Origin of the sequence: Kitasatospora sp. NPDC053057 (assembly GCF_044546945.1) — a bacterium.
Classification (GTDB): domain Bacteria; phylum Actinomycetota; class Actinomycetes; order Streptomycetales; family Streptomycetaceae; genus Kitasatospora.
The window spans coordinates 66,228-78,931 of sequence record NZ_JBITZP010000037.1; the positions used below are offsets into that span (position 1 = coordinate 66,228).

Below are 12,704 nucleotides of genomic sequence, written 5' to 3' on the forward strand. Positions count from 1 at the left end.
CCCGCGGCGGCCCGGCCCCCCCCCCCCCGCGGCCCCCCCCCCCCCCCGGCCCCCCCCCCCCCCCCCGGCGCCCCCCGCGCCCCCCGCCGGCCCCCCCCCCCCCCCCCCCCCCCCCCCCCCCCCCCCCCGCCGCTCACGCGTTCGCAAGATTCCTACAGGTATGTTTTCTAGCCCCGATGCCACACGCCACAACAAGCACATTCAAATCGCGAAGGAAAGCCTTGCAACAACATTCCATCCCGATGGTATGTATGAGCTCTCGGGCAACGACGGAGGGCAGGGCCATGGCCAAGCAGGAACGGGCGCGACGCACACGGGAGAAGGTCCTGACGGCCGCGGCCCAGGTCTTCGCCGTCCAGGGCTACGACAGCACCACGCTGAACACCGTGGCCGAGCGCATCGGCATGACCAAGGGCGCGCTCTACGGCCACTTCCCCTCGAAGCGGTCGCTGGCCAGGGCCCTGATCGACGAGTCCCGGCACACCTGGACGAGCCTGCGGGCCGCGTACGACACCCCGGACGCCGACGCCGCCGGCGTGCTCGAAGGCGTCGTGGTGGGCTTCGCCGACCGGCTGCACTCGGACGTACGGCTACGGGCCGCGCTCCGGCTCGCGGTCGAGCACCCCGACCTGGCGCCCGCCCCCTCCGACGTCCTCGCCGACATGCACGGCACCCTGACCGACCTGGTCCGCCGCGCCCAGCGCGACAGCGGCTTCCCCGACCACTGCCCGCCGCTGGTCGCCGAGCTGCTGCTGATCGTGATCCGAGGGCTGCTGACCACAGCCGAACGCGCCGAAGACAGCACCACCGAAGACAACGGCACCGAAGACAGCGGCACCGCCACCCGCTGCGGGGAACCGCTGTGGCGACTGCTCTTCACCGCCCTGTCCGCCGGCCCGGCCCCGAGCCCCGCGCTCCCCTGACGAGGCCCTCCGACACGCCCCGCCCCACCCCCGCTACGACACCACGTCCTTGCGCGCGAACCCGCGGAACGCCAGCGCCAACAGCACCACCGCGTACGACAGCGACAACGAGACCCCCTGCAGCATGCCGCCCCACTCCAGCTGTGGCTGCAGGGCGTCCGCCCAGGCGTACTGCCAGTGCGCCGGCAGCCACTCCCGCAGGTCACCCAGCGCCGTGACCGCGTCCAGCACCCCGGTGATGATCGACAGGAACACCGCCCCGCCAACCGCCCCCAGCGGCGCGTCCGTCGCCGTCGACAGCCAGAACGCCAGCGCGGCGATCACCAGCTCGCTCAGGAACACGAACGCCACCGCGATCGCGATCCGCGGCAGCGCCTCCCCGGCGGGCAGGCTGGCCCCGGCGGGCAGCTTCAGATCCCCCCACCCGTACGCCGCCGTCCCCACGACCAGTCCGATCGCGGGCAGCATGACGATCGCCACCGCCGAGAACGCCAGTCCGACCGCGAACTTGCGGGCCAGCAGCCGTGCCCGCGGCACCGGCGCGGCCAGCAGGTAGCGCAGCGAGGACCAGCTGGCCTCCGAGGCCACCGTGTCGCCGCAGAACAGCGCGACCGGGATCACCAGCATGAAGCCGGTGCCCACGAACAGCATGGTGACGGCGAAGTTCGCCCCGGAGGCGGTGGCCAGGTCGATGAAGGTGGTCCGGTCGGGACGCCCCGGGGTGCCGCCGATCTGGAACGCCGCCAGGATGACGAACGGCATCGCGGCCAGCACCGCACCGATCACCAGCGTGCGACGCCGGCGCAGCTGACGCATCGCCTCCACCCGCAGCGGCAGCGTCCGGCTCGCCCGGTACCCCTCAGCGTGGTCCGAGGGGACCCGGTCCGTAGTAGTACCGGCGCTCACGCCGCACCTCCGATCAACGACAGGAACGCGTCCTCCAACCGCCGCTGCGACCCGGCACTCTCCACCGGCACCCCCAGTCGCACCAGCTCCGCCAGCAGCTCGCTCGCCGCGAGCCCGTCCAGCCGGACCAGCAGCCCGCCCTCGACGGCCTCCGCCGAGCCGACCCCGGCCAGCGCGCCGACCTTCTCGACCACCGACTCCGGGTCGCAGGACGCGGCCACCCCGATCATCAGCAGCTCACCGGCGCCGACGATCCCGCCGACCGGCCCGGCCGTCACCAGCCGCCCGCGGTCCATCACCACCAGGTCGGTGCAGCTCTGCTCGACCTCGGCCAGCAGGTGGCTGGAGACGATGACGGTCCGCCCGCCGGCCGCGTACCGGATCATCACCTCGCGCATCTCGCGGATCTGCGGCGGGTCCAGCCCGTTGGTCGGCTCGTCCAGGATCAGCAGGTCCGGCATCCCGAGCATCGCCTGCGCGATGGCGAGCCGCTGCCGCATGCCCTGCGAGTACGTCCGCACCGCACGGTCCAGCGCCTCGCCGAGCCCGGCGATGGCCAGCGCCTCGTCGAAGCGCGCGTCGGCCTCCGGCCGCCCGGTGGCCTGCCAGTACAGCCGCAGGTTGGCCCGCCCGGTGAGGTGCGGCAGGAAGCCCGCGCCCTCGACGAAGGCGCCAACCCGCGAGAGCACCGGCGCCCCGGGGTGGATCAGGTGCCCGAAGACCCGGATCTCCCCGGCGTCCGGCCGGATCAGGCCCATCAGCATCCGCAGCGTGGTGGTCTTACCCGCGCCGTTCGGCCCGAGCAGGCCGAGCACCTGCCCCTGCTCCACCCGGAAGTCCAACTCCCTTACGGCGTACCGGTCCTGGGAGCCCTTGTAGCGCTTGCTCAGCCCGCTGATCCGCAGCGGCACCCCGGCCAACGCCGGATCGAACTCGGGCCCCGAGGGCCCCGCGGACTTGTCGACCACGAATCGCCGCCGCCGCACCCACGGCACCAGCACCAGCCCCGCGGCCACCACCACGGCGGCCACCGGAAGCATCCAGGTCCGCGCGGGCAGCGGCGCCGCCTCCGTGACCAGCTCCTGCACCGTCGGCGCGGTGAGCACCCCGGCGACGGCCACCCGGTAGGTGGCGGGCTCGTTCGGCGAGGCGTACGCCAGGTCGGTGGACGCCAGCACCAGTCGCAGCCGGTGCCCGGCCGGGAAGTCGTGGTCCACGGCGGGCAGCCGGACCGTCACCGTCTTCCCCTCGTCCGCGCCCGTCACCCGCAGCGGAGCGGCGAGCTGCTCCGGCAGCACCGCCTTGCCGTCCGGTCCGACGTCGTAGAGCTTCGCGAACAGCACCGCGTCCGGCCGGTCCGCCTTCACCCGCACCGGTACGGTCGGCTGCCCGGTCAGGTGCAGCGGCGTGTCCAGCGGCGCCGAGTCGAAGGCGGCGTTCTGCCCGGGGAAGTCCAGCGACAGCCCGGCCCCGAGCGAGGCGGCCTGGCTCAGCGCGCCGATCCCCGGCAGCGTCGAGATCCCCGGCGGCGCCCCGCCGGGCGGGTTGGCGACGGGCTTCTCCCCGCCCGTCAGCTCGACGGACCGCGTCCCGGTGCCGCCGAGCCCGGGGTACCGGTCGGCGTCGGCGCCGCGCAGTACGGCCTGGAAGCCGGTCGAGTCGACCCCGCCGGTCCGGGTGACCCGGAACCCCGGGCCGGTGTCGTTGCCGAGCCTTTTGACGTAGTGGTCGAACCAGGCGGTCACCCGGTCGTCCACCCGGGCGCTGGTGTCCGTCCCGCCGTCGTGCCCGCCCGCGAACCAGTCCACCGAGACGGGCGCGCCGTTGGCCGCCACCGCCCGGGCGATCTGGTCGCCCTGGTCGAGCGGGAACAGCGAGTCCTGCTGCCCCTGCACCACCAGCGTGGGCGCCTTGAGCTGCGCCGCCACCGAGGACGGGCTCGACTTGTCCAGCAGCGCGACGGCCTCCGGGTCGGCGTGCCCCGCGGTCGCGACCCGGTCGTACATCTGGCAGAGCGACTCCAGGAACCGCCCGCACCCGACCTGCCCGTCCGCCGCCGTCGCGTCCGGCTTGCCGGCGTCCGGCTTGGCGGCCTCTCGCGGCGCACCGCCCGAGGGCCCGAGACCGCCCGCCGAACCAGGGGCGGCCGAGCCGGTGGTGAAGAAGATCCCGGCCCACAGCTTCTTGAACACGCCGTCCGCCGCGCCCGAACCCTGCACGCCCTGCGGGAACAGCGCGTCGGCCAGGTTCCACCAGGTGATCTGGGTGGCCACCGCGTCGATCCGGTGGTCGTACGCCGAGGCCAGCAGCGAGATCGCCCCGCCGTACGAGGCCCCGGTGATGCCGACCCGCGGGTCGCCGGGCCCGTCGAGCTGCACTTCGGGGCGCTGGGCCAGCCAGTCCACCAGGTGCTTGACGTCCTCGACCTCGCGGTCGGGCGCGTTCAGGCCGATCTTCCCGCCCGAGTGCCCGAAGCCGCGCGCCGACCAGGTCAGCACCGCGTAGCCCTGCCGGGCCAGCTGCTCGGCGCGGTCCCGCTCGCCCTCCTTGGAGCCGCCGAAGCCGTGCGCGAGCAGGACGGCCGGTCGTGGGCTGGTGCCGGTGGTGAAGAAGGAGGTGTCCAGCTGGACCTGCTGGGTGCTGCCGGGCGTCTCCGGCATGCTGAGGAAACGATCCTCTTGATGGACCGCCTGCTCACTGCCCGACGCCACCGTCACCGCGCCGACCCCGGCCACCGCCACCAGGGCCACCGCCCCGGCCAGCACCCTGCGCCGCACCGACGTACCCCGGCCGCGCCACCGACGCCATGCCCCACCGAACTCCATGGGGGCTGATCGTATCCGTCGTCCGGGTAGGCGTCCGATAAAGCCACCAGCCCTTTTCGCCCGGTTCGCCCCGCTGAATCCCGGTATCGTACGGCTCACCCGGCTCTCCCCGGCCCCGAGAACACTCCGGAAACATCCCGAGAACATCCCGAGTCACCCCGAGAAGGTCCCCGTGCTCTGGCCGCTGATCACCCTGCTCGCCACCGTCGCCGCCACCCTGGCGGTCGGCTGGATCGTCGACCAGGCCCTCCAGCGGATCAGCGCCGGCCACCCCGAGGCCCCGGTCTGGGCGCTGCTCCGCCGCTGCCGCATCCCGCTCCAACTCGCCGTCGCCTCAGCCCTGTTGCTCGCCGCCAACCCGCTCCAGCGGATCTTCCACCTGGCCGAGGACGAGGGTGCCCACCACCTGCTCCTGCTGCTCCTGCTCGCCTCCCTCGGCTGGCTCACCGTCCGCGTGGTGGCCGCCGTCCTGGAGGCGCTGCTCCGCCGCTACGAGACGGTCACCGGCGACCCGGCCCGGGTGCAGCGGGTGCACACCCAGATCAGCATGCTCCGCCGGGTGGTCAGCGCGGTGATCGTCGTGGTCACCGCCGCCGTGATGCTGCTGACCTTCTCCGCCATGCGCACCGTCGGCGCCAGCCTGCTCGCCTCGGCCGGCCTCATCGGCATCGTGGCCGGCATCGCCGCCCAGAGCACCCTGGGCAACTTCTTCGCCGGCCTGCAGATCGCCTTCGGCGACACCGTCCGGATCGGCGACACCGTGGTGGTGGACGGCCAGCAGGGCAGGGTCGAGGAGATCACCCTCTCCTACCTGGTGGTCCGGCTCTGGGACTACCGCCGGCTGATCGTCCCGGTCTCCTACTTCGTCAACAAGCCCTTCGAGAACTGGACCCGCCGCGACCCCGGCCTGCTCGCCGCCGTCCTGCTCCACCTCGACCACAGCACCCCGGTGGACGAACTCCGCGCGGCCCTGCACACCCGCCTGGAACAGCACCCGCTCTGGGACGGCGACGAGTGGGCCCTCAACGTCACCGACACCACCCCCAGCACCATCGTCGTCCGCGCCACCATGACCGCCCGCAGCCCCGAGGACGCCGCCCAGCTCCGCTTCGACATCCGCGAACAGCTCATCGCCCACCTACGCGACGAACACCCCCATGCCCTCCCCCGCCTCCGCACCACCGATACCTGACCCGGGCCGAACTCCCCCGGCAGAACAGAAATCCCCGCGCCCCGGAAGGGACGCGGGGAACTGCGCGAAGCGGAGGGCGGCCACCGGCACCGAAGCCCCGGGGCCTGCCCCTCACCCCTACAAACCCTTCGTCCTACAAACCCCTCGTCATCGTCCGATGCGGAATCCCGGCATCCTCGTACACCGGCCCCTCCGCCACGTAGCCCAGCCGCTCGTAGAATCCGAGCGCCTGCACCTGCGCATGCAGCTCGACCTCGACGCCGCCGCGCTCCCGCCCCGCCGCCTCGATCGCCCGGACCAGTTCGGCCCCGAGCCCCGTCCCCCGGGCCGCCGCCAGGACCGCGAGCCGCCCGAGCAGCACCCGCCCCTCGACGCCCCCGGTCAGCTTCAGGGCCTCCTCGCCGAAGATCAGCCGCCCGGTCCCCAGCGCAGCGCCGTCCGCCCCCACGGCCAGCACGTGCACCGAGGTGGCGTCGTACTCGTCGTACTCCAGCTCCTCCGGCACGTTCTGCTCGACGACGAACACCTCACGCCGCACCGCCCGCACCAGCTCCAGGTCGGCTTCCCCCTCGGCGACCCGCACGGAGACCGTCATCTCAGCTCTCCGACGCGATGATGTCCAGCGCCTTCTGCAGGTCCGCCGGGTACTCGCTGCTGAACTCGACCCACTGCCCGTCCGCCGGGTGCTCGAAGCCGAGCGAGACGGCGTGCAGCCACTGCCGGGTCAGCCCGAGCCGCTTCGCCAGCGTCGGGTCGGCGCCGTACGTCAGGTCGCCCACGCAGGGGTGCCGCAGCGCGGACATGTGGACGCGGATCTGGTGGGTTCGGCCGGTCTCCAGCTTGATGGCCATCAGCGAGGCCGCCCGGTACGCCTCGATCAGGTCGTAGTGGGTGACGGACGGCTTGCCCTCGCGGGTCACCGCCCACTTCCAGTCCGAGCTGGGGTGGCGCCCGATCGGCGCGTCGACCGTGCCGCTCAGCGGGTCCGGGTGCCCCTGGACCAGCGTGTGGTAGCGCTTGTCCGTGACCCGGTCGTGGAACTGCCGCTTGAGGTCGGTGTAGGCCCGCTCGGACTTGGCGACGACCATCAGCCCCGAGGTGCCGACGTCCAGCCGGTGCACGATGCCCTGCCGCTCGGCGGCACCGGAGGTCGAGATCCGGTAGCCGGCCGCGGCGAGCCCGCCGATGACGGTGGGGCCGGTCCAGCCGGGGCTCGGGTGCGCGGCGACGCCGACCGGCTTGTCGACCAGCACGATGTCCTCGTCGTCGTGGACGATCCGCATGCCGTCGACCGGCTCGGCCACGATCTGCACCGGGGCGGCGGGGGCGGGGATCTCGACTTCCAGCCAGGAACCGGCGGTCACCCGGTCCGACTTGCCGGCCACGGCGCCGTCGAGCGTCACCTTGCCCTCGGCGGCCAGCTCGGCGGCCTTGGTCCGGGAGAAGCCGAACATCCGGGCGAGGGCGGCGTCGAGACGCTCGCCCTCCAGGCCGTCGGGAACGGGGAGGCTGCGGATCTGCGCTGCGGTACTCACCCGTACGAGTATGCCGGAAAGGCGCCCCGGCCCCGCCCGCCGGTGGCCCGCCCGGCACCAGGCCGGGGATCGAGGCCGGGCACGGGCCCTACTTCTCGCCCTTCTCCGCCGGCTGGTGCACGCTCCCGTCCGGGTTGCTGCCGCGGAACGAGAGCAGCACGACGAGGATGCCGCCGCAGACGATCGCCGAGTCCGCGAGGTTGAACACCGCGAAGTGCTGGACCGAGATGAAGTCCACGACGTGCCCGCGGAAGACGCCCGGCGCGCGGAACAGCCGGTCGGTCAGGTTGCCGAGGGCGCCGCCGAGCAACAGCCCGAGCGCGATCGCCCACGGAAGGCTGTAGAGCCGGCGGGCGATCCGCCAGATCACCACGATGACGGCCGAGGCGATCATCGTGAAGACGACGGTCAGCGCCTGCCCCATGCCGAAGGCGGCGCCCGAGTTGCGGATCACCTGGAAGGTGACGACGTCGCCGATCACCTTGATCGCCGCGTGGTTCTCCAGCTTGGCGACGACCAGCAGCTTGCTGCCGAGGTCGATCAGGAAGGCGAGCACCGCGACGACCAGCAGCACCCCGACCCGGCGCCGGCCCTTGGGCTCGTCCACAGCCGTGGCGCCGCCCGCCGGGGCCGCTTCGGCGGGCTCGGTCGGCTCTGCGGGCCCCGTCGGCTCCACAGTATCCGCCATGGCCACCTCCGCGTCATCGGCGGGGTTCGGGACGGCCTCGCCCCGGGTCTGAGGGGAACCTTGCGTACTGATGATCCGCTCCGCTGCCGATGTGAACCGGTGAGGGCCTGAACGCGTCCGTACCGACGAGTCAGGCGACGTTACGGGGTCGAGCGTACGGCAAGCCCGACCCCCCGCGTCGCCCCGGTGGCGCGGCCGGTCGCCCGGTCGGCGTCCGGGTTCAGCGGCGCTCCTGCTTGGCCTTGCACTGCACGCAGAGCGTGGCCCGGGGGAATGCCTGCATCCGGGCCTTGCCGATGGCCTGCCCGCAGGACTCGCAGATGCCGAAGCCGACGCCCTCCAGCCGCTCCAGGGCGCGTTCCGTCTGGGCGAGGCTGTCCCGCGCGTTGTTGGCGAGCGCCAGCTCGCTCTCCCGCGAGATGTTCTTCGTACCGGCGTCCACCTGGTCGTCACCGGCTCCGTCGTTGGAGTCGCGCATCAGGCCCGCGATCGCGGCGTCGGCGGCGTCGATCTCCCCGCGCAGCCGCTCCAGGTCGCTGATCAGCTCGTCGTGCAGCTCGTGGACCTCGTCCGAGGTCCAGGCGTCCTCGCCCGGCCGGACGGGCAGGGTCGCCGGGTCGACCGACTCGGCTCCGCGCGGCACGGTGACGGTGTCGGTACTGGTGGTCTTCTGAGGTGCGGTAGTGGTCACGGTCCCCTCCCCTGGATCGGCCGCCACGGCCCTGCGTGCCCGCTTCGTGGCGGTACCCGCGCCGGTTGCCTTCTCAGCCATGGCTTCGACCCCATCTACGAACGAATCGAGCCGCCGGTTCCCGGCGGCTTCCAGTGCCGGAACGATAATCCCGATCAAAACCGGTCACAACATGACATACCGGCGCCTCACGATGATTCCCACCCAGGCAGCCGCCCCAACCGCCACGCCCCGCGCGCTGACAGACTTGTGCCCACCTCTCCCCCGCCTAACCGCCCCCGCTGACCGGCCCGGATGGCGCCCCCGGACCCACTCCCCCGAATCCCTTTGGACAAACCGTCTCGCCCGGCCGATACACTGGCCCTGCAAGGCGCAGATGGGACGAGTACCGACGTACGCAGCCACCAGCGACCCGGGGACGGTGCGAGCCCGGGGGTGTGCACGGCGGGAAGATCACCCCGGAGCCGCCGGAAGAACGGCCACCGCGCAGCCCGCAGCGGCCCACTAGACCCGGCAGCAAGCCCAAACAAGAGGGCCGCAACGCAGCACCGCGGCCAAGGAGGGTGGTACCGCGGGGCGGCCGGTCCGTCTCGTCCCTCCGGAGGATCCAGTCCCAGCATCCGCCGGAGGTAGACGCCCGCGATGAGCAGCTCCTACAACCCCGTTCCCGCGCAGGTGGATCTGCCTGCCCTGGAGCACCAGATCCTGTCCTTCTGGCAGGACAACAAGATCTTCCAGCGCAGCCTGGAGCGGTCCGAGGGCCGCCCCGAGTGGGTCTTCTACGAGGGCCCGCCGACCGCCAACGGCATGCCCGGCGCCCACCACATCGAGGCCCGCGTCTTCAAGGACGTCTTCCCGCGCTACCGGACGATGAAGGGCTACCACGTCGCCCGCAAGGCTGGCTGGGACTGCCACGGTCTCCCGGTCGAGCTCGCCGTCGAGAAGGAGCTGGGCTTCTCCGGCAAGCAGGACATCGAGGCGTACGGCATCGCCGAGTTCAACGCCAAGTGCCGCGAGTCGGTGACCCGCCACACCGACGCCTTCACCGAGCTGACCACCCGCATGGGGTACTGGGTCGACCTCGACGAGGCCTACCGGACGATGGACCCGTCGTACGTCCAGTCCGTCTGGTGGTCGCTCAAGCAGATCTTCGACAAGGGCCTGCTGGTCCAGGACCACCGGGTCGCCCCCTGGTGCCCGCGCTGCGGCACCGGTCTGTCCGACCACGAGCTGGCCCAGGGCTACGAGACCGTCGTCGACCCCTCGGTCTACGTCCGCTTCCCGCTCACCAGCGGCCCGCTGGCCGGCCAGGCCGCCATGCTGGTCTGGACCACCACCCCGTGGACCCTGGTCTCCAACACCGCCGCCGCCGTCCACCCGGAGGTCACCTACGTGGTGGCCACCGACCGCAACGAGAAGCTGGTCGTCGCCGAGCCGCTGGTCGCCAAGGCGCTCGGCGAGGGCTGGGAGACCACCGGCGAGTCCTTCACCGGCGCCGAGATGGAGCGCTGGGCCTACCGCCGCCCCTTCGACCTGGTCGAGATCGAGAACGCCCACTACGTCCTCAACGCCGACTACGTCACCACCGAGGACGGCACCGGCATCGTCCACCAGTCCCCCGCCTTCGGTGCGGACGACCTCGCGACCTGCCGCAAGTACGGCCTGCCGGTGGTCAACCCGGTGCTCGGCGACGGCACCTTCGCCCCCGAGGTCCCGCTGGTCGGCGGCCAGTTCTTCAAGAAGGCCGACGAGGCCCTGGTCGCGGACCTCAAGGAGCGCGGCCTGCTCTTCCGCCACCTGCCGTACGAGCACAGCTACCCGCACTGCTGGCGCTGCCACACCGCGCTGCTCTACTACGCGCAGCCGTCCTGGTACATCCGGACCACCGCCGTCAAGGACGCGATGATCCGCGAGAACGAGGCCACCAACTGGTTCCCGGACACGGTCAAGCACGGCCGCTTCGGCGACTGGCTGAACAACAACATCGACTGGGCGCTCAGCCGCAACCGCTACTGGGGCACCCCGCTGCCGATCTGGCGCTGCGAGGAGGGCCACCTCACCTGCGTCGGCTCGCTGGCCGAGCTGTCCGAGCTCACCGGCACCGACCAGAGCGCCCTCGACCCGCACCGCCCGTACATCGACGCGGTGACCTTCGCCTGCCGCGACTGCGGCGGCACCGCCACCCGCGTGCCCGAGGTCATCGACGCCTGGTACGACTCGGGCTCCATGCCCTTCGCCCAGTACGGCTACCCGTACCAGAACAAGGAGCTGTTCGAGAAGCGCTACCCGGCGCAGTTCATCTCCGAGGCGATCGACCAGACCCGCGGCTGGTTCTACACGCTGATGGCCGTCGGCACCCTGGTGTTCGACAGGAACAGCTACGAGAACGTCGTCTGCCTGGGCCACATCCTGGCCGAGGACGGCCGGAAGATGTCCAAGCACCTGGGCAACATCCTGCAGCCGATCCCGCTGATGGACCAGCACGGCGCGGACGCCGTCCGCTGGTTCATGGCGGCCGGCGGCTCGCCCTGGTCGGCCCGCCGGGTCGGCCACGGCACCATCCAGGAGGTGGTCCGCAAGACCCTCCTCACCTACTGGAACACCGTCGCCTTCCAGGCCCTGTACGCCCGCACCTCGAACTGGGCCCCCTCGGCGAGCGACCCGGCCCCGGCCGACCGTCCGCAGCTGGACCGCTGGGTGCTCTCCGAGCTGAACACCCTGGTCCGCGAGGTCGACACCGCCTTCGAGGCGTACGACACCCAGCGCGCCGGCAAGCTGCTCTCCGGCTTCGTCGACGACCTCTCCAACTGGTACGTCCGGCGCGGCCGCCGCCGCTTCTGGCAGGGCGACGCCGCCGCGCTCTCCACCCTGCACGAGGCGCTGGAGACCGTCACCCGCCTGATGGCCCCGCTCACCCCGTTCATCACCGAGCGGGTCTGGCAGGACCTCGTCGTCCCGGTCGCCCCGGAGGCCCCGGCCTCGGTGCACCTGGCCACCTGGCCGGAGGCCGACGAGACCCTGATCGACACCGAGCTCTCCCGGCACATGGCGCTGGTCCGCCGCCTGGTCGAGCTGGGCCGGGCCACCCGCGCCGAGTCCGGCGTGAAGACCCGCCAGCCGCTCTCCCGCGCGCTGGTCGCCGCCCAGGGCTGGGAGGAGCTGCCCGCCGACCTGCGCGCGCAGATCGCCGAGGAGCTCAACGTCTCCGCCCTGGAGTCCCTCTCTGCGTCGTCCCCGTCCGGGGCGGGCGGCAGTTCCCTGGTCGACACCACCGCCAAGGCCAACTTCCGCGCGCTGGGCAAGCGTTTCGGCAAGGGCGTGCAGGACGTCGCCAAGGCGGTCGCCGCCACCGACGCCGCCCGCCTGGCCGCCGAACTGCGCGCCTCGGGCACCACCTCCGTCGAACTGGACGGCGAGACGATCACCCTCTCCCCCGACGAGGTGATCATCACCGAGACCCCGCGCGAGGGCTGGGCCGTCGCCAACGAGTCCGGTGCCACCGTCGCCCTCGACCTGGCCATCACCCCGGAGCTGAAGCGCCTCGGCATCGCCCGCGACGCCATCCGCCAGATCCAGGAGGCCCGCAAGAACTCCGGCCTGGACGTCGCCGACCGCATCGTCCTCCGCTGGCGCGCCACCGCGGAGGAGACCGCCGAGGCCATCGCCGAGCACGGCCCCCTCGTCGCCGAGGAGGTCCTCGCCACCGACTTCGCCGCCGGCGCAGCCGACTGGAACTCCGAGACCTTCACCGACGAATCCCTCGGCCTCGCCTTCCAGCTCCGCAAGGCCTGACCGAACCAAGGCAACCGCCGCCCAGCTCATCCGAGCCGGGCGGCGGTTCCCTTTTCCGGCTCTTCTGATGTACCTGTGGGTGTGATCATGCGGGTTGGCGGCGTGGCAGGGTGGGTCGGTTGCCGCCGAGGCAGAGCATGACGAGGGCGATG

The 12,704-nt window shown here is 72.4% G+C and carries 9 protein-coding genes; 3 read left to right on the forward strand and 6 right to left on the reverse strand.

The features are described 5' to 3' along the window. The first annotated feature begins 284 nt into the window (after window positions 1–284). Window positions 285–923 carry a TetR family transcriptional regulator gene (locus ACIG5E_RS30335; protein WP_396538762.1) on the forward strand — a complete coding sequence of 213 codons (639 nt, stop codon included), beginning with the start codon at window positions 285–287 and terminating at the stop codon, window positions 921–923. A 33-nt stretch (window positions 924–956) separates the two neighbouring features. Here the strand turns inward: ACIG5E_RS30335 and ACIG5E_RS30340 are convergent, their stop codons facing one another. Next, window positions 957–1,829, reverse strand: coding sequence for an ABC transporter permease (locus tag ACIG5E_RS30340; protein WP_396538764.1), 873 nt, complete (start codon window positions 1,827–1,829; stop codon window positions 957–959). Then, window positions 1,826–4,654: an alpha/beta fold hydrolase gene (locus tag ACIG5E_RS30345; protein ID WP_396538766.1), complete on the reverse strand. Its 2,829-nt coding sequence runs from the start codon at window positions 4,652–4,654 to the stop codon at window positions 1,826–1,828. The genes ACIG5E_RS30340 and ACIG5E_RS30345 overlap by 4 nt, the downstream gene beginning before the upstream one ends. A 172-nt stretch (window positions 4,655–4,826) precedes the next feature. Here ACIG5E_RS30345 and ACIG5E_RS30350 point away from each other — a divergent pair, with 172 nt between their 5' ends. Further along, window positions 4,827–5,846, forward strand: coding sequence for a mechanosensitive ion channel family protein (locus ACIG5E_RS30350; RefSeq protein ID WP_396538768.1), 1,020 nt, complete (start codon window positions 4,827–4,829; stop codon window positions 5,844–5,846). 133 nt (window positions 5,847–5,979) lie between these two features. Here the strand turns inward: ACIG5E_RS30350 and ACIG5E_RS30355 are convergent, their stop codons facing one another. From ACIG5E_RS30355 to ACIG5E_RS30370, 4 genes are all read right to left on the reverse strand, one after another. Then, on the reverse strand, window positions 5,980–6,441 hold the full coding sequence (locus ACIG5E_RS30355; protein WP_396538770.1) for a GNAT family N-acetyltransferase: 462 nt from the start codon (window positions 6,439–6,441) through the stop codon (window positions 5,980–5,982). Window position 6,442: 1 nt separating this feature from the next. Beyond that, window positions 6,443–7,381, reverse strand: coding sequence for an RluA family pseudouridine synthase (locus ACIG5E_RS30360; RefSeq protein ID WP_396538772.1), 939 nt, complete (start codon window positions 7,379–7,381; stop codon window positions 6,443–6,445). An 88-nt stretch (window positions 7,382–7,469) separates the two neighbouring features. Beyond that, complete coding sequence (gene lspA / locus ACIG5E_RS30365) at window positions 7,470–8,069, reverse strand: signal peptidase II (protein WP_396538774.1); 600 nt, start codon at window positions 8,067–8,069, stop codon at window positions 7,470–7,472. A gap of 220 nt (window positions 8,070–8,289) precedes the next feature. Continuing rightward, window positions 8,290–8,760 carry a TraR/DksA family transcriptional regulator gene (locus ACIG5E_RS30370; RefSeq protein ID WP_396538776.1) on the reverse strand — a complete coding sequence of 157 codons (471 nt, stop codon included), beginning with the start codon at window positions 8,758–8,760 and terminating at the stop codon, window positions 8,290–8,292. 642 nt (window positions 8,761–9,402) lie between these two features. On the opposite strand from ACIG5E_RS30370, the gene ileS reads away from it, so the two are divergent. Then, window positions 9,403–12,552, forward strand: coding sequence for an isoleucine--tRNA ligase (gene ileS / locus ACIG5E_RS30375; protein WP_396538778.1), 3,150 nt, complete (start codon window positions 9,403–9,405; stop codon window positions 12,550–12,552). The last annotated feature ends 152 nt before the right edge of the window (window positions 12,553–12,704 follow it).